The 24558-nt window shown below is 63.3% G+C and carries 24 protein-coding genes; 15 read left to right on the top strand and 9 right to left on the bottom strand.

Features of this window, described 5'->3' with window-relative positions; genetic code table 11:
- Nucleotides 1-207 precede the first annotated feature (207 nt).
- Nucleotides 208-2154, top strand: coding sequence for a methyl-accepting chemotaxis protein (locus O5O48_RS07020; RefSeq protein ID WP_269688493.1), 1947 nt, complete (start codon nucleotides 208-210; stop codon nucleotides 2152-2154).
- 2 nt (nucleotides 2155-2156) lie between these two features.
- On the opposite strand, the gene uvrA is transcribed toward O5O48_RS07020, so the two are convergent.
- Complete coding sequence (uvrA, locus tag O5O48_RS07025; RefSeq protein ID WP_228246401.1) at nucleotides 2157-4988, bottom strand: excinuclease ABC subunit UvrA; 2832 nt, start codon at nucleotides 4986-4988, stop codon at nucleotides 2157-2159.
- A 151-nt stretch (nucleotides 4989-5139) separates the two neighbouring features.
- On the opposite strand from uvrA, the gene O5O48_RS07030 reads away from it, so the two are divergent.
- The 4 genes from O5O48_RS07030 to O5O48_RS07045 all read left to right on the top strand — a co-directional run bounded on the left by O5O48_RS07030 (nucleotide 5140) and on the right by O5O48_RS07045 (nucleotide 8806).
- Nucleotides 5140-6510: an MFS transporter gene (locus O5O48_RS07030; protein WP_269688494.1), complete on the top strand. Its 1371-nt coding sequence runs from the start codon at nucleotides 5140-5142 to the stop codon at nucleotides 6508-6510.
- A 26-nt stretch (nucleotides 6511-6536) separates the two neighbouring features.
- Entirely contained in the window at nucleotides 6537-7022 is a 486-nt protein-coding gene (gene ssb, locus O5O48_RS07035) for a single-stranded DNA-binding protein (protein WP_269688495.1), read from the top strand.
- Nucleotides 7023-7166: 144 nt separating this feature from the next.
- Nucleotides 7167-7844 (top strand): histidine phosphatase family protein, encoded by a 678-nt coding sequence (locus O5O48_RS07040; RefSeq protein WP_228246404.1) that lies wholly within the window; start codon nucleotides 7167-7169, stop codon nucleotides 7842-7844.
- A gap of 80 nt (nucleotides 7845-7924) precedes the next feature.
- Nucleotides 7925-8806: a sugar nucleotide-binding protein gene (locus tag O5O48_RS07045; RefSeq protein ID WP_228246405.1), complete on the top strand. Its 882-nt coding sequence runs from the start codon at nucleotides 7925-7927 to the stop codon at nucleotides 8804-8806.
- A gap of 50 nt (nucleotides 8807-8856) precedes the next feature.
- On the opposite strand, the gene O5O48_RS07050 is transcribed toward O5O48_RS07045, so the two are convergent.
- Nucleotides 8857-9525 carry an OmpW/AlkL family protein gene (locus O5O48_RS07050; protein WP_088277395.1) on the bottom strand — a complete coding sequence of 223 codons (669 nt, stop codon included), beginning with the start codon at nucleotides 9523-9525 and terminating at the stop codon, nucleotides 8857-8859.
- 206 nt (nucleotides 9526-9731) lie between these two features.
- On the opposite strand from O5O48_RS07050, the gene O5O48_RS07055 reads away from it, so the two are divergent.
- Genes O5O48_RS07055 through O5O48_RS07080 form a run of 6 tightly spaced genes read left to right on the top strand, consistent with a single transcriptional unit; the run spans nucleotide 9732 to nucleotide 14516 of the window.
- Nucleotides 9732-10496, top strand: coding sequence for a DUF3450 domain-containing protein (locus O5O48_RS07055; RefSeq protein WP_269688496.1), 765 nt, complete (start codon nucleotides 9732-9734; stop codon nucleotides 10494-10496).
- Nucleotides 10493-11833, top strand: a complete 1341-nt coding sequence (locus O5O48_RS07060; RefSeq protein WP_269688497.1) for a MotA/TolQ/ExbB proton channel family protein — start codon at nucleotides 10493-10495, stop codon at nucleotides 11831-11833. Before O5O48_RS07055 ends, O5O48_RS07060 begins: the two co-directional genes overlap by 4 nt.
- Entirely contained in the window at nucleotides 11826-12341 is a 516-nt protein-coding gene (locus O5O48_RS07065) for a MotA/TolQ/ExbB proton channel family protein (RefSeq protein ID WP_269688498.1), read from the top strand. The genes O5O48_RS07060 and O5O48_RS07065 overlap by 8 nt, the downstream gene beginning before the upstream one ends.
- 11 nt (nucleotides 12342-12352) lie before the next feature.
- A complete protein-coding gene (locus O5O48_RS07070) occupies nucleotides 12353-12763 on the top strand; it encodes an ExbD/TolR family protein (protein ID WP_088277401.1) in 411 nt (136 codons plus the stop codon).
- The gene (locus O5O48_RS07075; protein ID WP_269688499.1) at nucleotides 12763-13449 is read left to right on the top strand and encodes an energy transducer TonB; all 687 of its coding nucleotides are present in this window, start codon (nucleotides 12763-12765) and stop codon (nucleotides 13447-13449) included. Before O5O48_RS07070 ends, O5O48_RS07075 begins: the two co-directional genes overlap by 1 nt.
- Entirely contained in the window at nucleotides 13449-14516 is a 1068-nt protein-coding gene (locus O5O48_RS07080) for a hypothetical protein (protein WP_228246410.1), read from the top strand. Before O5O48_RS07075 ends, O5O48_RS07080 begins: the two co-directional genes overlap by 1 nt.
- On the opposite strand, the gene O5O48_RS07085 is transcribed toward O5O48_RS07080, so the two are convergent.
- The 7 genes from O5O48_RS07085 to O5O48_RS07115 form a co-directional block, all read right to left on the bottom strand.
- A complete protein-coding gene (locus O5O48_RS07085) occupies nucleotides 14510-15013 on the bottom strand; it encodes a DUF3299 domain-containing protein (RefSeq protein ID WP_269688500.1) in 504 nt (167 codons plus the stop codon). The two genes, O5O48_RS07080 and O5O48_RS07085, sit on opposite strands and share 7 nt — an antisense overlap.
- Before the next feature lie 17 nt (nucleotides 15014-15030).
- On the bottom strand, nucleotides 15031-16293 hold the full coding sequence (locus tag O5O48_RS07090; RefSeq protein ID WP_269688501.1) for an ABC transporter permease: 1263 nt from the start codon (nucleotides 16291-16293) through the stop codon (nucleotides 15031-15033).
- The gene (locus tag O5O48_RS07095; RefSeq protein WP_269688502.1) at nucleotides 16293-17003 is read right to left on the bottom strand and encodes an ABC transporter ATP-binding protein; all 711 of its coding nucleotides are present in this window, start codon (nucleotides 17001-17003) and stop codon (nucleotides 16293-16295) included. Before O5O48_RS07095 ends, O5O48_RS07090 begins: the two co-directional genes overlap by 1 nt.
- Before the next feature lie 7 nt (nucleotides 17004-17010).
- Entirely contained in the window at nucleotides 17011-17613 is a 603-nt protein-coding gene (locus tag O5O48_RS07100) for a DUF2796 domain-containing protein (protein WP_269688503.1), read from the bottom strand.
- A 112-nt stretch (nucleotides 17614-17725) separates the two neighbouring features.
- A complete protein-coding gene (gene trxA / locus O5O48_RS07105; RefSeq protein WP_228246415.1) occupies nucleotides 17726-18604 on the bottom strand; it encodes a thioredoxin in 879 nt (292 codons plus the stop codon).
- Between the two features lie 58 nt (nucleotides 18605-18662).
- The gene (locus O5O48_RS07110; RefSeq protein WP_269688504.1) at nucleotides 18663-19316 is read right to left on the bottom strand and encodes a class I SAM-dependent methyltransferase; all 654 of its coding nucleotides are present in this window, start codon (nucleotides 19314-19316) and stop codon (nucleotides 18663-18665) included.
- 16 nt (nucleotides 19317-19332) lie between these two features.
- Nucleotides 19333-20280 (bottom strand): LysR family transcriptional regulator, encoded by a 948-nt coding sequence (locus O5O48_RS07115; protein ID WP_228246417.1) that lies wholly within the window; start codon nucleotides 20278-20280, stop codon nucleotides 19333-19335.
- 103 nt (nucleotides 20281-20383) lie between these two features.
- On the opposite strand from O5O48_RS07115, the gene O5O48_RS07120 reads away from it, so the two are divergent.
- The 4 genes from O5O48_RS07120 to ribD all read left to right on the top strand — a co-directional run bounded on the left by O5O48_RS07120 (nucleotide 20384) and on the right by ribD (nucleotide 24553).
- Nucleotides 20384-21373, top strand: coding sequence for an NAD(P)H-dependent flavin oxidoreductase (locus O5O48_RS07120; protein WP_228246418.1), 990 nt, complete (start codon nucleotides 20384-20386; stop codon nucleotides 21371-21373).
- On the top strand, nucleotides 21370-22854 hold the full coding sequence (locus tag O5O48_RS07125) for an AMP-binding protein (RefSeq protein ID WP_269688505.1): 1485 nt from the start codon (nucleotides 21370-21372) through the stop codon (nucleotides 22852-22854). Before O5O48_RS07120 ends, O5O48_RS07125 begins: the two co-directional genes overlap by 4 nt.
- Before the next feature lie 102 nt (nucleotides 22855-22956).
- On the top strand, nucleotides 22957-23430 hold the full coding sequence (gene nrdR, locus O5O48_RS07130; RefSeq protein WP_088277424.1) for a transcriptional regulator NrdR: 474 nt from the start codon (nucleotides 22957-22959) through the stop codon (nucleotides 23428-23430).
- Entirely contained in the window at nucleotides 23423-24553 is a 1131-nt protein-coding gene (gene ribD / locus O5O48_RS07135; RefSeq protein WP_269688506.1) for a bifunctional diaminohydroxyphosphoribosylaminopyrimidine deaminase/5-amino-6-(5-phosphoribosylamino)uracil reductase RibD, read from the top strand. The genes nrdR and ribD overlap by 8 nt, the downstream gene beginning before the upstream one ends.
- Nucleotides 24554-24558: the final 5 nt, after the last annotated feature.

The following is a 24558-nucleotide window of genomic DNA, read 5'->3' on the forward strand; positions in this document are numbered from 1 at the left end:
GGCTCAGGCCGGTTTTTTTGTGCCTGCAGATCAGCCTGCTGCGCTATGAGCGGCCTCGAATGCACAGCGCTGGTGCTCTGCACAGGGCGGGGTCAACCATAGGCGCTTTCTCAGGCTGATGGTCGGCTATGTTTTACGCTGTGTAAATTAAGTTGCACGATTCTTGCTTGCCGTTCCGTGGAATTCATCTATGCGGAGCGGTGCCCCATGTCCTTGCGTTTCAAGTTGGCAATAACCTACCTGCTCGTTGGTCTGGTACCGGTGGCCGTAATGGCCGCTACCGTGTATTCGCAGGCGAGTAACGCGCTGCGAGACCAAACCCTCAACACGCTTCAGGCGGTTGCCAGCATCAAGCAGCGTCAGCTGCAGGATGGATGGGCGCAGCGGCGAAATCAGCTCGATACCCTGAGTCGTACGCTGAGCAACAGCTACCTTGGTCTGGATGCAGTCGCGCTGGTCAGCGCCAGCAGCTATGACAAGCCTACCTTTGAACATTTCATCGAAGCCTACGGGTATCGGGATCTGAAGATGGTCAGCCCCGATGGGCTGGTGTTCTTCAGTGTTAACCGCGGTCCTGCCTATCAGGCTTTACTGACTGATTCCGAGTGGGCAGATACACCGCTGGGTGGCGCCGTCGCGCAGGGGTTGTCAGATCCACGAATTCACATTGGCGACCTGGTTTCCGACCCCTTGAGTGCAGACTCGGTACAGTACCTGGTCGCGCCAATTGGAGCTGATGGGCTGTTACAGGCGCTGTTGGTACTTGAGTTGCCGATAGGTCCGCTCAATGAACTGATGCACGAACGCCAGGGTCTGGGTGACAAGGGTGAGACCTATCTGGTGGGCAATGATCGACGTTTGCGTTCCGATTCGGTGCGCTTTCCGGACCGGCGCGCCGGGGAGGGGCAGGCGCTTGGTGGCCTTGCGATCGAACAGGCCATGGCCGGGCAGAGCGGACGCCTGAGCGAATCCGGCCTTGATGGGGCTACGGCGTTAAAAGCCTTTGCGCCTGTCGAGTTCGACGGTCAGCGCTGGGCGCTGATCGCCGAAGTGGATTCCGAGCAGGCTTTCGCGCCGGTGCGTGCGCTGATGTGGCAGGTATTGTTGCTTGGGGTTTTTACCGTCGTTGCAGTATTGCTGGCGACGTTGCTGGTCAGTCGTAGTGTGATGCGCCCGCTCGGCGATGAGCCGCTGAACATGGTCAGCTTCGCAGAGAGCCTGGCGAGAGGTGAACTTCGCTCTGCGGGTAGGCAGGCGCACTCCGGAGGGCTGCTGCAGGCGTTACAGGAGATGGCGGCGGCCTGGCGCGGTGTGGTTCAGCAGTTGCGCGCTTCCAGCGAGGCGGTTGGTGGTGCCAGTGATGACATTCTTGATGCGGCGGGGCGTACCAGTGCCAGACTGGAGCAGCAGCAAGACGCCGTAGAAATGGTCGTCTCTGCTGTGGACGAGATGGCGGCAACCGTACAGGAAATCGCGAGCTCTGCATCCGCTAGTGCCGAGCGGACTGCCGGAGCGCGCAAGGCGTTTGGGGCGATGCAGAACACGCTGGAAGAGATGATCAGTCGTCAGGATCAGCTACTCGGCGGTCTGCGTAGCGCGGACACGGTGGTACAAACCCTTGCCGATGATAGTCGGCAGATTGGCGTTGTGCTGCAGGTGATCAACGGTATTGCGGAGCAGACCAACCTGCTCGCACTCAACGCAGCAATTGAGGCTGCCCGCGCCGGGGAGCAGGGGAGGGGATTTGCGGTGGTTGCCGATGAAGTGCGTCAGCTCGCGCTGCGTACCCGGACGGCTACTGAGGAGGTGGTCACTATAGTCGGCGCCCTGGATCAGTCCTCGTTGCAAGCGCTTGATCGCATGCAGGCCGCGTCATCGCAGGCACAGTCGCTCGAGCAGGAAACCCAGCTGGTGCTGGGCCGTCTCGGAGATCTGGACGGTGCGCTGCATGCGGTTCAGAGTCTGGCGTTTCAGATTGCCACCGCCGCGGAGCAGCAGGCCGCAACGACCGCGGACGTAAACCAGCATATGCACCGGTTGCAGGATATGACCGCTGAAAGTCGGGACACCGCAGTGCATACCCGCGATTGCGGCGAGCGGCTGCAGCGGCTGGCGGGCAGTCAGCTGCAGCTGGTCGCGCACTTTCAGCTGTAGGCTCAGGCGCGATCCCGTTCCAGTAGCGGGCCGAGGAAGCGGCCGGTATGGGATGCCGGTTCTGCTGCCACCTGTTCCGGGGTGCCGGTGGCAATGATCTGGCCTCCGCGTGAGCCGCCTTCCGGACCAAGGTCGACGATCCAGTCGGCGGTCTTGATCACATCCAGGTTGTGCTCGATAACCACCACGGTATTGCCGTGGTCACGCAGTCGGTGCAGCACGTCGAGCAATTGCTGGATATCGGCGAAGTGCAGGCCCGTGGTCGGCTCGTCGAGGATGTAGAGCGTCTTGCCGGTGTCGCGCTTGGACAGTTCGCGGGCCAGTTTGACCCGTTGCGCTTCACCACCTGACAGCGTGGTAGCGGACTGGCCAAGGCGGATATAGGACAGGCCTACATCAATCAGCGTTTGCAGCTTGCGGGCAATCGCCGGTACGGCATCGAAGAACTCGCGGGCTTCCTCGATGGTCATTTCCAGTACCTCGTGGATGCTTTTGCCCTTGTACTTGATCTCCAGGGTTTCGCGGTTATAGCGCTTGCTCTTGCACACGTCGCAGGGAACGTAGATGTCCGGCAGAAAGTGCATTTCGACCTTGATCAGGCCGTCGCCCTGGCAGGCCTCACAGCGTCCGCCCTTGACGTTGAAGGAGAACCGCCCTGCCTTGTAGCCGCGCGAGCGGGCTTCCTGGGTGCCGGCAAACAGGTCGCGAATCGGCGTAAACAGTCCGGTATAGGTTGCCGGGTTGGAGCGTGGCGTGCGGCCGATCGGGCTCTGGTCGATATCCACTACCTTGTCCAGGTGCTGCAGGCCGTCGAAGCTGTCGTAGGGTGCAGTCTCCAGCGTGGTCGCGCCGTTCAGTGCGGTCGCGGTAATCGGGAACAGGGTATTGTTGATCAGTGTCGATTTGCCCGAGCCGGATACCCCGGTCACGCAGGTCAGCAGGCCGACCGGGATCTCCAGGTTGACCTTCTGCAGGTTATTGCCGCACGCGCCCTTGAGGCGCAGCCAGTCCTTGCGCAGCGGGGTGCGTTCAGCCGGCACGGCAATCTTGACCTTGCCGGACAGGTATTTGCCGGTCAGCGAGGCGGGGTCGTCCATCACTTGCTGCGGCGTGCCTTTTGATACGACCTGACCTCCGTGTACACCGGCGCCGGGGCCGATGTCGACGACGTAGTCGGCCAGCCGAATGGCGTCTTCATCGTGCTCGACCACAATCACCGTGTTGCCCAGATCGCGCAGGTGCACCAGGGTGGCGAGCAGGCGCTCGTTGTCGCGCTGGTGCAGCCCGATCGAGGGCTCGTCGAGGATGTACATCACGCCGACCAGGCCGGCGCCAATCTGGCTGGCCAGACGGATACGCTGGGCCTCGCCGCCGGACAGGGTGTCGGCGCTGCGGTCGAGGGTCAGATAGTCGAGGCCGACGTTGACCAGAAACATCAGACGGGCACGGATTTCCTTGAGAATCTTTTCGGCAATTTCGCCGCGGCTGCCCTCCAGCGTCAGTTGCTCGAAGTATTCTGCGGCGCTGCCAACCGGCAGGGTGGTGACGCCCGGCAGGTTGCGGCCGTCGATCATCACGTGGCGGGCCTCGCGGCGCAGACGGGTGCCGTGGCAATCGGGGCAAGGCTGGGTGCTCAGGTACTTGGCCAGTTCCTCGCGCACGCTCTGGGACTCGGTCTCCCGGTAGCGGCGTTCCAGGTTCGGCAGGATGCCCTCGAACGGATGCTCGCGGCGCACCACGTCGCCACGATCGTTGAGGTAGCGGAACGGTACGTTGTCCTTGCCGGTGCCGCTGAGGATCAGCTTGCGGTGTGGCTCCTGCAGCTTTTCAAACGGCTGGTCGAGATCGATGCCGTAGTGCTCCGCCAGTGAGCTGAGCATCTGGAAGTAATAGACGTTGCGGCGGTCCCAGCCGCGGATGGCGCCCTCGGCCAGCGTCAGCTCGCCATTGACCAGGCGACGGGCGTCGAAGAACTGTTTCACGCCCAGACCGTCACAGCCAGGGCAGGCGCCGGCCGGGTTGTTGAAGGAGAACAGGCGCGGTTCGAGTTCGCTGATCGAGTGGCCGCATTCCGGGCAGGCAAAGCGTGCGCTGAAGGTAACTTCCTCGCCGTCCTCGCCCTCCATCGGGGCGATGATGGCAATGCCGTCGGCCAGGCTGATTGCCGTCTCGAATGACTCGGCCAGACGCTGCTGCAGGTCTGCGCGGACCTTGAAGCGGTCAACCACGACCTCAATGGTGTGCTTGCGCTTCTTGTCCAGCGCCGGCGCCTCATCCAGTTCGTGGATGCGGCCATCGATGCGGGCGCGGACGAAGCCCTGCGCACGCAGCTCTTCAATCAGGGCCAGGTGTTCGCCCTTGCGTTCACGCATGACTGGTGCCAGCAGCATCAATTTGCTGCCTTCCGGCATGGCCAGCACCTGATCGACCATCTGGCTGATGGTCTGGGCGGCCAGCGGCAGGTTGTGGTCCGGGCACATCGGGGTGCCGACGCGGGCAAACAGCAGGCGCAGGTAGTCGTAGATCTCGGTGATGGTGCCGACGGTGGAGCGCGGGTTGTGCGAGGTGGACTTCTGCTCGATCGAGATGGCTGGCGATAGGCCTTCGATGTGGTCGACGTCCGGCTTCTCCATCATCGACAGGAACTGCCGGGCATAGGCCGATAGAGACTCGACGTAACGGCGCTGGCCCTCGGCGTAGAGCGTATCAAAGGCCAGCGACGACTTGCCCGAGCCTGACAGGCCGGTAATCACGATCAGCTTGTCGCGTGGCAGATCAAGGTCGACGTTCTTCAGGTTGTGTGTGCGTGCACCCCGTATCTGGATCGTATCCACAGTACTCTCACCTCGCAGCCGACAAAGCGGAGAAGTATACGGCCTGCGCCGGTGTGGCGGCAAAGTTCGGCCGTCTTCATGCGTCCACTTGCATGGCCGTCCCGGTCACCGGAAAGGCATGATAAAATCCGCGCTTTTACCCGGAGCTGTCATGCATCAGGTTGACTCGATGAGTCCGCAGGAACGCCGCGCCTCGATCTCGCTGGCGCTGGTTTTTGCCTTTCGCATGCTGGGTCTGTTTATGGTGTTGCCGGTGCTGGCGACCTATGGCCAGCAACTTCAGGGGGCCACGCCGCTGCTGATTGGCATGGCTATCGGTGCCTACGGGCTGACCCAGGCTGTGCTGCAAATTCCCTTCGGCATGCTGTCCGATCGGATCGGGCGCAAACCGGTCATTATCTTCGGTCTCGTGCTGTTTGCGGCTGGGGGCCTGCTGGCGGCAGGGGCGGACAGCATTCAACAGGTTATAGCCGGGCGGATTCTGCAAGGGGCGGGTGCCATCGCAGCCGCCGTCATGGCGCTGGTTGCCGACTCGACCCGTGAACAGCACCGTACCAAGGCCATGGCGATGATCGGCATGAGTATCGGCCTGGCCTTTGCCGTCGCGATGGTGGCCGGGCCGGTCGTTGCCGGCATCGCCGGGCTGGGCGGCGTCTTTCTGTCGACCTCGATGTTGGCGATCGTTGGTATTGGCCTGGTGCTGCTGGTCGTGCCGACGCCGCAGCAGGTGCTTCACCACCGCGATGCCGGGATTGTGCGCGGTGCCCTGCGACCGGCGCTCGCCAATTCTGAACTGTTGCGGCTGAATTACGGCATCGCCTGCCTTCACGCCATTCTGATGGCGACCTTTCTGGCGATTCCGCTGGCGCTTCAGCAGCAGGCCGGCTTGCCAAAGGAAGAGCACTGGTGGGTCTATCTGGCGGCCTTGCTGCTGTCGTTCTTCGGTATGGTGCCGTTTATTATTTACGCCGAAAGGCAGCGTCAGATGAAGAGAGTGCTGCTGGGTGCGGTGGCCTTGCTGGTGTTGGTCCAGCCGCTGTTCTGGCTGACCCAGGCTTCGCTGCCCTGGCTGGTCGCCTGCATCATCCTGTTCTTTGTCGGTTTCAACCTGCTGGAGGCGACCTTGCCGTCGTTGCTCAGCAAGATTGCCCCGGCAGGCGGCAAGGGCACTGCTATGGGCGTGTATTCCACCAGTCAGTTTGCCGGGGCGGCACTGGGTGGCATGTTTGGCGGCTGGCTGTTCGCCCATTTTGGTCTGGGCGGGGTATTCGTCGGATGCGCGCTGCTGGCGCTGTCGTGGCTGGCTATTGGTGTTACCATGCGCGAACCGCCTTACGTAACCAGTTATCGGTTGGCCGTGTCCTCTGATCGCATCAGAGACGCAGGCCTGGCCGCCAGCCTGCTTGCTGTCGCAGGTGTGACCGACGTCGTGATTGTTGCCGACGAATCGGCTGCCTACTTGAAAGTCGATAGCAAACTGCTGGATCGTGAAGCGTTGGACCGGGTCGCAGCACCCGTTTGATCACCCAGGCATATCAGGAGAGTAGAATGGCCAGAGGCGTCAACAAGGTAATTTTGATCGGTAATGTCGGTGGTGATCCGGAAGTGCGCTACCTGCCCAATGGCAACGCAGTCGCCAACGTCACCCTGGCAACCACTGACAGCTGGAAGGACAAGCAGACTGGCCAGATGCAGGAACGTACCGAGTGGCACCGTGTGGTGTTCTTTGGCCGTATCGCCGAGGTGGTTGGCGAGTACGCGCGCAAGGGCTCCAAGCTCTACGTCGAAGGTCGTCTGCAGACCCGCGAGTGGGAGAAGGACGGCGTCAAGCGCTACACCACCGAGGTTGTGGTCGACATGGGCGGTCAGATGCAGCTGCTCGACAGCCGTCAGGGCGGTGGCGAACAGGGCATGGGCCAGTCCCGCCCGCAGCGTCCCGCGGCCCAGCCGCAGGCCGCCGCGCAGCCGCAGCAGGCCGCGCCGCAGCAGTCGGCACCGGATTACGACAGCTTTGATGATGACATTCCGTTCTAGAATGTAGCTGTCGCCGCAACCCGGCATGACCTAGGATCCTGTATCCCCGGTCTGCCGGGTTTTTTTATGGCTCGTGAAAGCTCCTGTGTCGCAGATGATGCCGGGCAGCGGGTTGCCCAATCACTCCAGCACAGAGAGAGCAACATGTCAGAGGTGTATTTCGTTCGTCACGGTCAGGCGTCGTTCGGCAGCGACAACTACGATCAGCTGTCACCAAAGGGGCATCAGCAGGCGCGGATGCTGGGCGAATACTTCGCGACCCAGCAGCTGCAGTTTGATCACATCCTGACGGGTGACATGGTGCGCCACCGCGAAACGGCCGAGGGCATCTGCGCCGGCATGGGGATTGAGGCCAGCGGCTTTCAGGTCTTTCCGGAGTTGAACGAGTTCGACTTTCACTCGATTCTGCACGCCTTTCTCGCTCAGCACCCCGAGCAGGCCTTGCCGGAAAAGCCGACCGTAGCCGATTTTTTCAAACGCCTGAAGCAGGGCATCGTGCTCTGGTCCGAAGGCGAATTGCAGGGGGAACTGCCGGAAACCTGGGCGAGCTTCGAGGATCGTATCCTTTCGGTGCGTGAGCACATCATGGCCAACTACAAGGGCAGCAAGGTGCTGGCTGTGAGCTCTGGCGGCGCTATTGCCATGCTGGTGCGACAACTGCTCGAGGCGCCCAGCCGGACCATGGTCGAGCTGAATCTGCAGACCCGCAACACCGCGATCATTCAGTGCGTATTCAATCAGCACAACATGCGCTTGAGCAGTTTCAACAGCGTTCCGCACCTGGATAACCTTCAGCACCGTGACCTGATTACCTATACCTGAGTTTCCACAGGTGACGTCGTTGGCCTGAGACTGCACAATACAGGCTGTCTCGGGTTATCAGGATCAAGGGTCAACAAAGCATGCGGATGCGGGTGTTGCTGCTGGGCAAGTCGTCACTCCTCGGGCGCGCACTGACGGTGCAGGCGGCAGCGGAAGACATTGAGTTTCTTACGCTGGACGAGGAGCCCGCCGATTGGCAACCGTCTGCTATCGCCGGGTGGCTGGATGCTTTGCAGCCGGATGCGGTTGTTGATCTGGCGTTCTACCACCAGCAGTTTCAGGTGCTGGCACCCACTGCCGAAGCGCTGGATCAGCATACGGCATTCGCCCGGCAACTGATTGCGGAATGCCGGCAGCGTGATCTGCTGTTGTGCATGCTCTCCAATACGCGTGTGTTTGACGGCAGCAAGGGGCAGCCCTACACCGAGAAGGATCCGTTGCAGCCAATTGGTCTGCACGGGGCACAGCAGGCTGCGCTGGACAGCTTGCTGGAGCAGTGCTGCTCCCGTCATCTGCTGCTGCGTTTCAGCTGGGTTCTGGATTCGTCCGAAGGCGGCCTGCTGCAGCGCCTTATCAGTCAGTTGTGCAGCGGTGAGACCGTCGTACTGGCCGAGGAGTGGCGGGGGAACCCGACTCCCGTGGCGGATATGGCGCGGGTAGTGTTGAGTGCGCTCAAGCAATTGGACTGCAACGCCCAGCTGTACGGGTGTTATCACTATGCAAGTGGAGAAATGGCCAGCTGGATCAGCTTCGCCCGGACATTGGCTCAGGAACTGGTTTCCTGCGGGCGAATCGAGCGCGAGCCGGGCATTGAGCCGGTTGCCTTCGAGACCCAGCCCGCCGCGGCAGTCGAACCGCGCAACGCGGTGCTCAGCGGTCGTCGCCTGCTGCATGTCTTTGGTATCAAGCCGCGCACCTGGCGCATCGGCCTGCCCGAATTGCTGGATAAAAAAATCCCCTGAGATCACAAGGATCCCAGGGGAAAGTGCAGCCGTGAGTGCGGGAGGAGGGCTTAGAACTTGTAGCCCAGGCTCACCATGTAGACCATCGGATCGATTTCGACGTCAACCTTGCCTTTATTGCCGTTCAGCTCGAAAGAGGCTTCGGTATCGATGTCGGCGTACCAGATGGCGCCGTTCAGAATCAGGCGTTCGCCAATCTGATAGTCAACGCCGGCTTCCAGGGCAAGACCGATAGAGTCATCCAGGTCCAGGTTGCTGAAACCGGCGGCCTTGTTGGCGCTGGTAAACTCTTCACTGAAGAAGGTGGTGTAGTTCAGACCGGCACCGACGTAAGGCTGCAGCTTGGAAGCACTGTGCATCGGGAAGTACTGCAAGGTGACGGTCGGTGGCAGGTGCTTGATGTCAGCCAGTTTGCCCACGCCGTTCAGGTTGATGCTGTGTTCGAACGGCGTAGCGCCCAGGATGCCGATGCCCACATGCTCGGTCAGCATGTATGTGCCGGTGATACCCAGCTGGACGTTACTGTCGACGCCGACATCGGTGCCGATATCAGCGCCATTGAGAGTCACGTTGCTGCTGTCTTCCTGCGGGTCAACGGCAACCGCGCCAACGCGAACGATGGCGTCGCCTGCCTGGTAGGCCTGAGCGGTTACCGAAACGGCCAGCAGTGCAGGGGCGAAAAGGGCTGCAAGGCCGAGGCGGGATGCGAAAGCTGACATGTTCTGTCTCCTAGTGTGTTGGACAGGTGCAACTGTACGAGCAAGCGCAGTAACGACTATTGATCTGGAGCAAGTTGCTGGCAGAGTTGAGTGCGGCAGGCTGCCGCAGGCTGTGACTGAGGTCACGGTTGCCCGCACTGCCAACAAAACTGACAATGGCTGTCTTTGGCCGTCTTCAGGTGGCCGGTGAGTTCGAGGAACGCTGGATGAAACCATTATGGCTGACGGTGGTGCTGCTGACATTGCCGTTGACGCTGCAGGCTCAGCAGTCTCTTGAGCAGGCGCAGCAGCAGAGTCAGGCGCTTGTTGATGATGCGGTCGCGGCGCAGCAGCGTATCAATGAGCTGGATCAGGCAACCCGCGCCGCGCTGGAGGCTTATCGCCACGCCGTGACCCAGGCCGATGCCCTGATCGATTACAGCGAGCGAATGCAACAGTTGGTCGCGAGCCAGGCAGACGAGATCGCCAGCCTGCAACAGCAGATCGACAGCGTCGCCGACACCCAGCGGGAAATGCTGCCGCTGATCCGGCGCATGATCGAATCGCTGGATGCCTTTATTGCTCTGGATCTGCCCTTCCTGCTGGACGAACGGGAGGAGCGGGTCGCCCGTTTGCAGGCCCTGCTGGTTGACCCCGATGTCAGCATCGCGGAGTTGTACCGTCGGGTGCTGGAGGCCTATCAGATCGAGAGTGAATACGGCCGCACGCTGGAGGCCTGGCGTGGCCCGCTCAATGATGGGGATCAGCAGCGGGTTGTCGCGTTTTTGCGGGTTGGTCGGCTGATGCTGTTCTTCCAGAGCCTGGATGGTCGGCAGCAGGGCTACTGGGACGCCGCCCATGGGCAATGGCAGGCGCTGCCGTCCAGCTATCGGCGTGCGCTGGACCAGGGGATGGCGATTGCCCGCAACGAGCAGACGCCGCAGATGTTGCGTCTGCCGATGCCGCAGGTCAGTGTGGAGGTGGCGCCATGAAGTGGCTTGCTTTCCTGTTTGTCTGTTTACTCGCGCCGCTGGTGCAGGCACAAACACTGGACAAGGACGCCCTGCTGCAAAGCATCCGTGATACCCGCAGCGCCGAGCAGGCAGCGATGCAGGCGCGGGAGCAGCAGTTTCTGCGCGAGCGTGATCAGCAGCAACAGCGGCTGGCGCAGGCGCGTGCGCGGCTGGCTCAGGCCCAGGCCCGGGCCGATCAGCTGGATGCGCAGTTCAAGGCCCAGGGTGAGCAGCTGGCTGCACTGAGAGAAGAGCTGACCCAGCGCAGCGGCAATCTCGGCGAGCTGTTCGGGGTTGTTCGCCAGAGCGCCGGGGATACCCTCGGGCAGTGGCAGGGCTCGCAGCTCAACAGCCGTTTTCCCGAACGGCGCGACGAGCTGGAGGCGCTGGCGCAAAGCAGCAGAATCCCCAGTGTCGAGGCGCTCGAGCAGTTCTGGTATCGGTTGCAGCAGGATATGACCGCCAGTGGCGAGGTCGCCCGGATCAGCGCATCGGTGGTTGATCGCCAGGGCCGCAGCGCGGCGACTCCGGTGGTGCTGGTCGGCCCGTTTGTTGCCCTCTCCGAACCGGGTTATCTGCTGTATCAGCCCGAGTCCAACAGCCTGCAGCTGGCCGCCCGTCAGCCGGGTGGCAGCGGGCTGGTTGCCGACTTTCTCGCGCCCCGTGAGGTGCCTGGCGATATTCTGATCGATCCTGCCCGAGGCCAGGTCATCGCCCAGCTGCAACGCACGCCGGACCTGCTGACGCGCGTGTCGCAGGGTGGCATCGTGGGGTATGTGATTGTGGCGCTGGGGGTGCTGGGCGTGCTGCTGGCGCTGGCGCGGCTGATCTGGCTGCAGCGGGTGCAGCGCGGCGTGGATCGGCAGATTGATGACCTGGACGCGCTGCGCAGTGACAATCCGCTGGGGCGGGTGTTGAGCGTGATCGGCAGCAAGCCGCGACTGGAGGAGCTGGACACCCTTGAGCTCAAGCTGGATGAGGCCATTCTGCGCGAGACGCCGGCGCTGGAACGCTGGCAGGGTCTGATCAAACTGCTCGCTGCGGTGGCACCGTTGCTGGGTCTGCTGGGTACCGTGACCGGTATGATCGCCACCTTCCAGGCTATTACCCAGTACGGCAGTGGCGACCCGAAACTCATGGCAGACGGCATTTCCCAGGCGCTGGTAACCACCGTTCTGGGCTTGCTGGCGGCCATTCCGCTGCTGTTTCTGCATACCCTGGTGGTGGCGCGCAGCAAAGCGCTGGTGCAGCTGCTGGAGCAGCAGAGTGCCGGTCTGATCGCGCTGCATCTGGGTGGTGGAGAGTCGCGTGACTGATCTGCTCTGGCGCCTGCTGGCGTTCCTCGACAGCGGTGGCTGGGTGCTGTGGACCATTTTGGTCGCCACCCTAATGCTGTGGACGCTGATGCTGGAGCGGCTGTGGTATCTGGCGCGGGTGTTTCCGCAGCAGGCGCGGGCGTTGCAGCAACGCTGGCTGGCGCGCGGTGAGCGGCGCAGCGCGGCGGCGCAGCATATTCGCACCGCCTGGCTGGCGCAGGCGCAGGCACAACTGACCCGGTTTCTGCCGCTGGTGCGGGTGCTGATCGCGTTGTGTCCGCTGCTCGGGCTGCTGGGCACGGTCAGCGGCATGATTCAGGTATTTGACGTGATGGCGCTCAGTGGCAATGGCAACCCCCGGGCGATGGCCGCCGGTGTGTCGCGTGCGACGGTGCCGACCATGGCCGGAATGGTGATCGCGATCAGCGGTCTGTTTTGTCTGGCACGGCTGGACCAGCAGTCGCGGCGTGCGCTGCAGCGTCTGTCCGACCGCCTGCAGCAGGATTAGGAGAGCAGCTGATGCGCATGCGCAGACATCACGCCGGTAGCGAAGACGAAGCGGGTATCGACCTGACGCCGATGCTCGATATTGTTTTTATCATGCTGATTTTTTTTATTGTCACCAGCTCCTTTGTGCGCGAAGCGGGCATTGACGTGTTGCGCCCGAGTGCAGACAGCGCGGTGAGCAAACCGCGCGCCAGCATCCTGGTCGCGGTGAGCGCCGATGGCGAGATCTGGATGGACGGCAAGCCGGTCGATATTCGTGCGGTGCGTGCCGGGGTTGAGCGCATGCGCGTCGATCAGCCGGACAGCACGGTGGTCGTTCAGGCTGATCGCGATGCCCGTACCGGCCTCGTGGTGCGGGTGATGGATCAGATCAGGCTGGCAGGCGTCAGTGACGTGGCGCTCGCCGCTACGGCAGGACAGTGATGCGGCTGATCGGCAGCTTTTTGCTGGCGCTGCTGGTCGCCCTGGCGCTGTTTGGCCTGATGCTGGCGCTGGTGACGCCACCTGAACGGGCGCAGATGCCGGAGCGCGAACTGGTGCGCATCGGCGTCACCCGCAGCGTTGCCGACAGCCGCAATGAGCATCACCCGCAGCAAGCGGTGCCGGAGCGCCCAACGCCACCCCAGCGTCCACCATTGCAGCCGCCTGCCGTTGAGGCGCTGCCATTGCCAGCCCCTGAACTGAAAATTGAAATTCCACAGTTGCAGGCGGACCTGCGCCTCAGCGCTGCCCCGGTGTTACCTCCGCTGGAGGCGGCTGCCGTCGGGCCCTCGGCTGCGGTCAGTGCACCAGCAGCGGCGGCGCCTGCCCATGGCGCTGTGGCGGGCAGTGCCGAGGAACTGGTGCCCCTCAGTGAAGTGCCTCCGGACTACCCGATGCGGGCGGCGGCGGCCGGAATCGAGGGTTCTGTGACCTTGCGGTTCACGGTCAATGCCGAAGGCCGGGTGGAGGATATCGAGGTGATCGCCTCGGAGCCGCCCGGTGTGTTTGATCGTGCGGCTCGGCGAGCAATCAGTCGCAGTCGCTTTGTACCCCGGCAGGAGAACGGCGTACCGGTCGCACGGGAGGCTACCAAGGTGTTCAACTTTGTCCTTGAGGGCAAGCACTGATGCGTGGCTGGCTGTTTGGCTGGTTGCTGCTGGCAACGCCACTGTCGGCTGCGCAGATTGATCCTGCCGTCTACAAGGCGCTGGACGACGCTCGGGCCGCTGAACAGCGCGGCGATACGACCGGCGCCCGGCTGCAGTTGCAGGCCGCTCTGCCGGCGAGCGCGGAGGGAAGTCTTGAGCGGGCGTTGCTGCAGCAGCGGCTGGCTTACCTGGCGATTGACGCTAACGACCCCGAGCACGCGATTCATTGGCTGAGCGAGACTCTCAAGCAGGATGCGCTGGGTGCCGAAGCGCAGGCGCAGGATCGTGCCAATCTGGCGCGGCTGTTGCTGCAGCAGGAGCGCTATCAGCAGGCGGCGGTTGAGCTGGCGCTGTTGCCACCGAGTGATGCTATCCGTCAGTTGCAGGTGCAGGCGTATCGCCAGCTTGGGCAGTTCGACAAGGCACTGCCGCTGGCAGAGCAGGTGGTACGCGAGCGCCCGGCGGCGGACGACAGCTGGTATCAGTTGCTGGTTGGCATGAATTACGAACTCAAGCGCTACGCAGCGGCGGCGCGCTGGCAACAGGTGCTCCTGCAGCGTGCCCCCGGAAACGCCGCCAGCTGGCGCCAACTGGCGAGTCTGCAGAGTCTGGCCGGTGAACAGGGCAAGGCGGCGGCGACCATGCGGCTCGCGCAGCTGGCCGGCGTCGGTCTGCAGGCGTCTGACATGGAGAGCCTGATTGCCCTGCACGCCCGTGCGGGCGCGCCATGGCAGGCAGCGCGATTACTCGAACAGCTACTCCGTGAGCGCCTGCTGCAAACGACGCTGGAGCGACAGCGCCAGTTGGCGCAGTTGTGGCAGGCAGCGCGGGATTACCCGCAGGCGCTGAAGGTCTGGCAACAGGTAGCTGGCGCCTCCGGGCAAACAGCGGATCGGCTGCAGGTGGCCTGGTTGCACTACCAGCAGGCGCAGTGGCAGGACGTGCTTGCTATGGTTCAGGGGATTCAGCCCGCCAGTGCCGCCCAGCGTCGTCAGCTTGCCAGCCTGAGGGCAGCGGCGCAGCAGGCGCTGGGTATGGATCAGTAGACAAACTCTTCGATCGCACTGGCCTCCAGCCGGTAACCGGCGCTGGCCAGTTCGCTTTCGCTCTGCTCAACCCGCAGCTTGCCGGTAATCCAGTACGGTACCCAGGTGGCGTCCAGCGCAATACCGATTTCGCTGTGGACCAGCACGATCTGGTTCGACGGCGGAGGCGGTACGTGGATGCAGGCACCGAAGTAAGGTACCAGCAGAAACTCGGTAACGCGCTGGCTGGGGTCTACATTCAATGGCACAACATAGCCCGGCAGCTTGACCTCCTGGCCGTCCAGCTCGGCGACGGTCGGTGCGTTCGCCATGCTTTGAGTCAGCGGATTGGCTGGAGCCTGATCTTCCGACTGCAAACCGTTGTGCTGTGCCGGCGGCATGCCGTACAGGTGGCCGGTACCGGCGGGTACCAGGTCATCCCAGCTGAGCTCTCGGGCGGCTTCGGCCGGCAGGATCAGCAGACTGAGGGTCAGGGCAAACAAGTGTGTCAGGCGCATCAGGCTTCCTGCAGAAATCAAAGACGAATGGACAGGCCATCGAGCAGTGCCTGACGGTAGGCGCGCCAGGCCGGAATGCAGCCCATCAGCACGCTGGCAGCGACGATGCAGGCCAGTAACGTCAGTTCGCTGCGGGTCGGCCAGCTCAGGGGCATAAACAGGCCGTATTGTTGTTCCAGCCAGGGGGCGGTAACGGCGATGCCAGCGTACAGCAGTCCCAGCCCGAGGGCGATGCCGGCAAGGGTAAGGCTCACCGCTTCCAGTAACAGTAGGCTGAAAATGTGCAGCGGTCTGGCACCGACCGAGCGCAGCACGGCCATCTCGCGTCGGCGCTCGTTCAGGCCGCTGAGGATGGCGGTGAGCATACCGACCAGCCCGGTCAGCACGACGAACACCGAGACCAGCAGCAGCGCCTTTTCGGCCACGCTGAGCAGGCTCCAGAGCTCCTGCAGGGCAACGCCCGGCAGAATAGCCAGCAGCGGTTCGCCGCTGAACTCGTTGATCTGGCGTTGCAGCGCAAAGGTGTCGATGCGGCGGTTGAGCCCGAGCATGAAGGCGGTGATGGCGTGTGGTGTCAGGTCCAGTTCACGCGCCTGCTCGGCACTGATCTGACCGGCTCCGCGGGCCGGCATGCCCTGCTGCCAGTCGACGTGCAGCGCCTCGATACCCTGCAGACTGACGTGGATGGTGCGGTCGACCGGTGTACCGGTTTTGGCCAGGATGCCGACGACCTTGAAGGGCTTGTCGGCATGGTTGACGAAGCTGACCGCACCGGCGCCGTGGGCCAGCACCATCTCGGTATCCAGCTGGTATCCCAGTTCGCGTGCCACATCCGCGCCGAGCACGGCGTCGTAGAGATCGGCAAATGGCTGCCCCTGACTGAAACTCAGGCTGCGGTCGCGACCAAACTGGTAGTGGTCGAAGTAAGCCTGGCTGGTGCCCAGCACGCGAAAGCCGCGGTGCGAGTCACCGAGCGACAGTGGGATCGCCCATTTGACCTGCGGCTGCTGGCTGATCTGCTGAAAGCTGTCCCAGCGGATATTGTTGGTGGCGTTGCCGATGCGAAATACCGAGTACAGCAGCAACTGCACCGAGCCCGAGCGGGCTCCAACGATCAGGTCTGTGCCGCTGACGGTGCTGGCAAAACTGCTGCGAGCCTCGGTGCGAACCCGCTCAACGGCCAGCAGCAGGGTGACGCTCAGGGCGATGGCAATGACGGTGAGCAGTGCAGAAAACCGGCGGTTGGCCAGACTCTGGATGGCAAGGCGCAGCAGATACATCAGAACGTCTCCGGCTGGCTGGCGCGGTTCAACTCGGCCAGTGACAGGGCGCGATCAAAGCGCGTGGCGAGGCTGGTGTCATGACTGACAAACAGCAGGCTGCTGCCCATCTGCGCGCATTCGTCGAACAGCAGCTTGAGAAAGGCGTCGCGGCTGTCGGCGTCCAGCGCCGAGGTCGGCTCGTCGGCGATCACCAGCTCGGGGCTGCCGATCAGGGCGCGGGCGGCGGCCACGCGCTGCTGCTGGCCGATCGACAGGGCATTGGCACTGCGTTGCTGCAGCGTGATGTCACTCAAGCCGAGCTCGCGTAACAGGTGCCCGGCAGCGGTATTCAAATCGGGTTGCTGACGCAGCGCGCGTTCACGGCGCAGGCTGGAGAAGCGACAGGGCAGGGTGACGTTGTCGAGTACCGAGAGATACGGCAGCAGGTTGAATTGCTGGAACAGGTAACCGGTGTGGTCCGCGCGAAAGCGGTCTCTGCGCAGGGCGGAGAGTTGACCCAGTGACTGGCCCAGCAGGTTGATCTCGCCCCTCTGCGGCTGGTGCACTCCGCCGAGCAGTCCGAGCAGCGTGGTCTTGCCGCTGCCGGACGGGCCCTTGAGAAACAGCCGCTCGCCGGCTTGCAGGCTGAACGCCGGGATATCCAGCAAGGTTGGCTGGCCCGGCCAGGCGAACTGCAGGTCAGTGACTTGCAGCAGAGGTTTGCTCATGGCGGCTTCAGTCCAGTGACAGCGTGGGTTGGTCGGCGGTCAGCACGGCGCCACGCTGGCCGCTGGTGGTGATGGCCTGCACCTGAATGCGCTGCATCGCCGGGAAGCTATTGAACAACGGCAGGGTCAGCGCTTCAAGTCGCTCGGGGGACGAGCAGTTGAAGTCAAAGCGGCCCTCGATATCGGCATGTGCGCTGTGTTCGTGGTCGTGATGATCGTCGTGGTCATCATGGTGCTCATGTTCGCCATGTGCGTGCTCGTCATGATGCTCGTGCTCGTCGGCGGCAAACAGCGGACTTTCCAGCTCGACCTGCTGCAGTGTGCAGCCGGCAGCCGGGGAGAAGCTGAACAGTGTGTCGGCCTGCTCGAGAGTCGCTTTGACGCGGGCGACGGTGGCGCGATCCTCGTCAGTGCCTGGCGCGTGCTCGAAGCCAACCAGATTGGCCGCGGGGCTGTCGAGCTCCAGACTCACCAGATTGCCATCCACCACCAGATTGAGACTGGCAACGCCGTGCTCGTGGGCGCCGAGGCTGGCGTGCTGGTGGTCTTCGGCAAAGGCGCCTTGGCTGGAAAACAGGGCGATGCTGAGGGCAAGCAGGGTGCGGCGCATGGTTGGACTCCGGCTTTAAATAAAACGTTATCTTATTTCATTTTTTCGCTAAGGCAACCCTGAATTGAGGCTCCCGGTCGCGCGGCTGCGCGGCGCGGGAGCCTGCGGTCGATCAGTACAGGGCCTGATAGAGCTTGCGGCGGTACTGCACGGTGAGCGGATGCTCGCCACCGAGCAGATCAAACACCTGCAACAGAGTCTTCTGCGCGGCGCCGTCGTTCCAGCTGCGGTCACGCTGCAGCAGCTCAAGCAGGGCCGACAGCGCGTTGTCGCTGTGGCCTGCGGTGAGATCGAGCAGGGCCAGCTGGTAGCGGGCTTCGCTGTCGGCGGCATCGGCGTCGAGGCGGGCCTGCAGCTCGGCGCGGGGCGCGAAGCCGGCGCTTTGACGGGCGAAGCTGAGCTGGGCCTTGAGCGCGCTCAGGGCTTGTTTGTGGCTGTCCTTGTTCTGGACGGCGTTGATCACCTTGTCGGCGTCATCCAGTTGGCCATCGGCCAGCAGCGCGCGGGCCAGGACCAGCAGCAGCGCATCGTCGGCTTCGGCCTGCAGCGCGGCTTGCAGCAGGGCAATGGCCTGTTGCGGCTGACCGGCGTCGATCAGCGCCTGTGCCTGAGCGGCCAGATCCTCTTCCGGCGCTTCGGCTGCGGCAGCGGGCTCGTTGACGTGCGGCGCGAGCAAGTCGCGAATCGCACCCTCGGGCTGCACACCGGCGAAGCCTTCGACCGGCTGACCGTCCTTGAACAGCACCACGGTCGGCAGGCTGCGAATGCCGAAGCGTTCGGTCAGGCCGGGCTCGGCATCGCAGTTGACCTTGGCCAGCAGCAGTTCCCCCTCGTAGCTGTCGACAATTTTCTCCAACACCGGAAACAGCGCCTTGCAGGGCGCACACCAGTCGGCCCAGAAGTCGACCAGCACGGGTTTATGGAAGGAGTTTTCGAGTACATAGCGATCGAAGGTATCGGTGGTGGCGTCGAACAGGTAAGGCGATGACATGGGCTATTCCGCTGCGGTGATGTCGAGTCTGGCTTATATGGTGGCGCTGGCGCCAAGGTCAAGGGTTGAGCTGATACAGGCTGACGTCGCGAAACTCCAGCGGCTCACCCAGGTCGGGACAGGTGCGGCCCGGCAGGATGGCGCTGCGCCGGTAACGCGGGTGGCTCAGGTTGCGTACCCGGGAGTCGGCGATCAGCACCTTGTCGGCACGCTCGGCGAAGTGGTCGAGCAGTGGCCGGTTGTCGACGTCGTAGAGCACGTCGGCGGCGATCAGCAGATCGATCTCGCCTTCGACGGCGAAGTAGTCATCGGACAGCACGATCTGCATGTCGTTGAGTCGGGCGTTGAGGGCGCAGGCCAGCAGTGCGGGCCGGTCCAGGTCACAGGCGATGGCCTGTTCGGCACCAGCCATGCGGCAGGCCAGCGCAACCACGCCGGAGCCGGCGCCGAAGTCCAGTATCCGCTTGCCGCGTACCTGTTCGGGGTTGTCCAGCACCCAGCGCGCCAGGGCCAGCCCGCTGCCCCAGCAGAAGCCCCAGTAGGGCGGATGCTCCAGCAGCCGGCGGGTTTCGTCAGTGGCGAAGGCGCGGTCCAGATTACTCGGATCGAGCAGCCACAACTCCAGTTCCGGCAGGCCGGGCAGGCGGCTCGGCACAAGCGCGGCGTCGGGCAGAACCTTGTGCAGTTCGGCGGTAAGGGCTTCGAGGGTCATGGTCGGCTTCCTGAAATCAGACGGGTATTGTAGCGACTTCACCCGCTGCCGGATGCTGCGGCGTCAGCGGAATGTCGGCCAGCCGGGTGCGCAGGAACTCGATCAGCGCCCGGGTGGCCAGGGTCGGATAGAGGTTGGGCGCGGTCAGCAGATACAGGTGATCGCCCCAGGCATCGACCCGGGCGCGGTAGTCGGGCAGCACGGCTGTCAGGCTACCGGCATTCAGCTCCTCGCGCACTGCGTAGTAGGGCAGCAGCGCGCAACCCAGCCCCTGCAGCGCGGCGCGGCGCAGGAACAGCATGTCTTCGGTCTGCAGGCGTGGACGCAGGGTCAGCTGCTGGCTGTGCCTGCCATCGGACAGCTCCAGCGGCAGGCGCAGATCCGGCACCTTGACGCTCACCACGTCACAGCGCAGCAGGTCTTCCGGGTTCTGTGGCCTGCCGACACGTTGCAGGTAGCCGGGGCTGGCGCACAGCACCCAGTCGATGGGACCCAGATCACGAGCCACCAGCGTATCCGGCGGGGTGTTGGTGACGCGAATGGCAACGTCAATTTCCTCGGCGACCAGATCGAAGATGCGGTTGCTGAAGGTCAGTTGCAGGGTTACATCCGGATAGGTGTCGGCGAATTCCAGCAGCAGCGGGCCGATGATCTGCTGGCCCAGCGCGGAGGGCACGCTCAGACGCAGGTGACCGCGCAGGTTGCGGCCGAGGTTGTCGACCGTTGATTGCAGGGCGCTCAGTTCCTGGCTGATGCGGGCGGCGTGCTCGTACAGTGCCCAGCCAATCTGGGTCGGCTCGACCCGCCGGGTGGTGCGGCGCAGCAACTGCACCTGCAGATCCTGCTCCAGTGCCTTCAGACGTCGGCTGATATGCGAGCGCGAGGTACCAAGCCGGCGGGCGGCACCGCTCATGCCGCCGGCTTCGACGATGGCACTGAAGTACTGCAGGGTTTTGATATCCATGATTGTTGCCGATTGGTAAACAGTTTGGGCATTGTGTGTGCGCATTGTAGATCAAAGTAGAGGCTTCTATAGTCGTCCAATCACAACTACAAGGAATCGAACCATGAGTCTGCCCACCGTGCTGCAAGGTAATCTGAGCCTGCCGGTCATCTGCTCGCCGCTGTTTATCATCTCCAACCCCGACCTGGTCATTGCCCAGTGCAAGGCCGGTGTTGTCGGCTCGTTTCCGGCCCTCAACGCGCGCCCGGCCGAAGTGCTGGACGAGTGGCTGCAGCGCATTACCAGCGAGCTGGCGGACTACAAGGCGGCGAACCCGGATGCGGTGGTAGCGCCCTTTGCGGTCAACCAGATCGTGCACGGCAGCAACGACCGCCTGCAGCACGACGTCGAGCTGTGCGTGAAGTACAAGGTGCCGATCATCATCACCAGCCTGCGCGCACCCAATGAAGTGGTTGGCCCGATTCACAGCTACGGCGGTCTGGTGTTCCACGATGTCATCAACGTCAAGCACGCCAAAAAGGCGATTGAAGCGGGTGTGGATGGTCTGATTCTGGTGTGTGCCGGCGCCGGTGGCCATGCCGGTCAGCTCAGCCCGTTCGCGCTGGTGTCGGAAATCCGAGCCTTCTACGATGGCCCGATCATTCTGTCCGGCTCGATTACCAAGGGTGAGCAGATTCTCGCGGCGCAGGCGATGGGCGCGGACCTGGCCTATATGGGCACCCGCTTTATCGCCACCCATGAAGCCAATGCCGATGCGGCCTACAAGCAGATGCTGGTCGATACCACGGCTGACGATATCGTTTACAGCAACCTGTTTACCGGCGTGCACGGCAACTATCTGAAGCCCAGTATCGTCAATGCCGGCATGGACCCGGACAATCTGCCTGAAGGTGACAAGAGCAGCATGAAGTTCGGTTCCGGTGGCAGCAGCAAGAGCAAGGCCTGGCGCGATATCTGGGGCGCAGGGCAGGGTGTTGGCAGCATTGCTGCAGTCACTTCGACAGCCGAGGCGGTCAGCCAGCTGGAGCGCGAGTATCACGATGCGCAGGCGCGCCTGGCGCGTATTACCCAGCCGTTTGGCAGCAAGGCATGACTGCTGCACTGGTTTGCGGCGAGCTGCGCCGCGACGGGGAGCAGGTTGCGCAGCGGGGGCTGCGGCTGGCCGGTGGGCTGGCCCGAATGGGTATCGAGGATGGCGATGTCATCGCCGTGATGCTGCGTAACGGCCCGGCGTTTATTGATGCGATCCTGAGCTGTCAGACCGCGGGCTGCTTCTACTGCCCGATCAACTGGCACTTCAAGGGCGATGAGGTGGCCTACCTGCTGAACGACTCGGCGGCCAAGGTGCTGATTGTCGAGGCTGATCTGCTGGCCACGCTGGATGGCGCGATTCCGGCGGGCGTGCAGGTGCTGGTGGTCGGTGCCGGCGCTGAGGATGCGCGTGACTACGAAGGCTGGCTGGCGCAGCAAGCGCCTTACGACGGTCCCGAGCGCACGCCGCGGGCGCACATGGCCTACACCTCGGGTACCACCGGGCGCCCAAAGGGGGTAGTACGGCTGGCGCCACCGCCGGAGGCGCGCGCTCAGATGGCCGAGCATATGCGTGAGCTGTGCCGGATTGCCTGGGGCATTACCCCCGGCACCCGCGCGCTGGTGACCGCGCCGCTGTATCACAGCGCGCCCACGTCCTATGCCCAGCAGGCGATCCAGCAGGCCGAAACACTGGTGGTCATGCCGCGCTTCGACGCCGAGCAGACGCTGGCGCTGATCGAGCAGTACCGGATCGAGACCGTCTATCTGGTGCCGATCATGTACGTCCGCCTGTTGCGTCTGCCGGCCGAGGTGCGCGCCAAGTACGATATTTCGTCCGTGCGCTTTGTTGCCTCGACCGGCGCGCCCTGCGCTCCGGACGTTAAACAGGCCATGCTTGACTGGTGGGGCGACGTGATTTTTGAAACCTACGCCTCCAGTGAGACCGGCATGATCACCCTGCAAGACCCGCAGTCGGCGCGGCGCAAGCCGGGCAGCGTCGGTCTGCCCATCGGTGACACGCGGATTCGCATCGTCAGCGAAGACGGTCGCGAGTGCGGCGTGGGTGAGCCCGGTGTGATCTATGTACGTCAGCCGATGGTGCCGGACTTCACCTATCTGAACAACGAAGCGGCTCGCGCCAAGGCCGGATTGGACGATCTGGCAACCGTGGGTGATATCGGCTACCTCGATGCCGACGGGTACCTGTATGTCTGCGACCGCCAGTCCGACATGGTGATCTCCGGTGGCGTGAACATCTATCCGGCGGAAATCGAGCATGTGCTGATCACCCTGCCCGGTGTGCGCGACTGTGCGGTATTCGGTATCCCGGACGCGGAGTACGGTGAGTCTCTGATGGCCGTGGTGGCTGTTTCTGACCCGGCGCTGAATGAAGCTGCCATTCAGGCGTTTATCCGCAGCAACATGGCCGGGTACAAGGTGCCCGGGCGGGTCGAGCTGGTCGATGTGCTGCCTCGGGATGACAACGGCAAGGTGGCCAAGCGCAGGCTGCGTGACAGTTACCTGACGGCTCCCGTGCCCTGACGGGTGCGACAATCTGGTAGTTGAAATGTAATGACACATTTCATCCGCGGCCTACAACGAGGTAAGATGTAGGCCGTTTTTTATCCACCTGGGAAAACCTGCATGCATTGTCCATTCTGTGGCGCCCATGACACCAAGGTGATCGACTCCCGCCTTGTGGCCGAGGGTGATCAGGTGCGCCGGCGACGCGAATGTCTGGCCTGTCAGGAGCGTTTTACCACCTTCGAGACCGCCGAGCTGGTGTTGCCGCGGGTCATCAAGCAGGACGGCCGGCGTCAGCCCTTCGACGAGGACAAGTTGCGCGCCGGTCTTCAGCGTGCGCTGGAGAAACGCCCGGTCAGCGTCGAGCAGATCGAAGCGGCCATTGGTCATATCAAGCACCGTTTGCGGGCGACCGGTGAGCGCGAGGTCAAGGCGCTGGCTGTCGGCGAGATGGTCATGCGCGAGCTGAAACAGCTCGACGAAGTCGCCTATATCCGCTTCGCGTCCGTTTATCGCCGTTTCCAGGACCTCAATCAGTTCCGTGAAGAGATCGAGCGTCTGGCTCGGCGCGATCAGGACGAATCCGATGCCTGAGTGGAGCGCGGCTGACCGGGAGTGGATGAGCCGGGCATTGATGCTCGCCGAGCGGGGTCTCTACACCACCGAACCCAACCCGCGGGTCGGCTGCGTGCTGGTTGCTGACGGCCGGATCGTCGGCGAAGGCTGGCATGTTCGGGCCGGTGAAGGCCATGCCGAAGTAAGCGCGCTGGCCCAGGCCGGCGACTTGGCGCGCGGCGCAACCGCCTACGTTACCCTTGAACCCTGCAGCCATTTCGGTCGCACGCCGCCGTGCGCCGATGCGCTGGTCAAGGCAGGCGTCAGCCGCGTGGTGGCTGCCATGCAGGACCCCAATCCGCAGGTTGCCGGCAATGGCCTGAACCGGCTGCGCGAAGCCGGTATCGAGGTCGATTGCGGGCTGCTGGAAGCGCAGGCGCAGGCGCTCAATCCCGGTTTTATCAAACGCATGCAGCAGGGGCTGCCCTGGGTGCGGGTCAAGCTGGCGATGAGCCTCGATGGCCGTACCGCGATGGCCAGCGGTGAAAGCAAATGGATTACCGGCCCGGCGGCGCGCGCCGATGTGCAGCGCCTGCGGGCGCGCAGCGGAGCAGTGGTCAGCGGTGCAGACAGCGTGTTGCTGGATGATTCTGCGCTGACCGTGCGGGCCGCTGAACTCGGCTTGCCGGCCGACGAGGCGGCGGCCGCCGCCGAGCGCCAGCCACTGCGCGTGCTGATCGACAGCCTGCGCCGGGTGCCGCTCGATCAGCGCTTTTTCCGTGAAACGGGGCCAACGCTGGTTATCAGTACCAGTGCCGAACAGGCTGCCGACGATTATCGAGCTGCTGGCAGCGAACTGCTGGCGGTCCCTGGTGCAGATGGCAAGGTCGATCTGCACGCAGTGCTGCAGACCCTCGCCGGGCGAGGCTGCAATGAGGTGCTGGTGGAAGCTGGCGCCGGCCTGTCCGGGGCCTTCTGGCGCGCCGGACTGGTGGATGAACTGATTGTGTACATGGCGCCGCGTCTGCTTGGAAGCCAGGCGCGGCCGTTGATGCAGTTGCCCTTCGAAAGCATGAGCGAGGCGATGGATGTCGCCATCGTCGACATGCGCGCAATTGGCCAGGATTGGCGCATCACGGCACGACCGATTTTCCCTTCCTGAGAGTG

The sequence above is a fragment of the Halopseudomonas sp. MFKK-1 genome (assembly GCF_027474385.1).
GTDB lineage: Bacteria > Pseudomonadota > Gammaproteobacteria > Pseudomonadales > Pseudomonadaceae > Halopseudomonas > Halopseudomonas aestusnigri.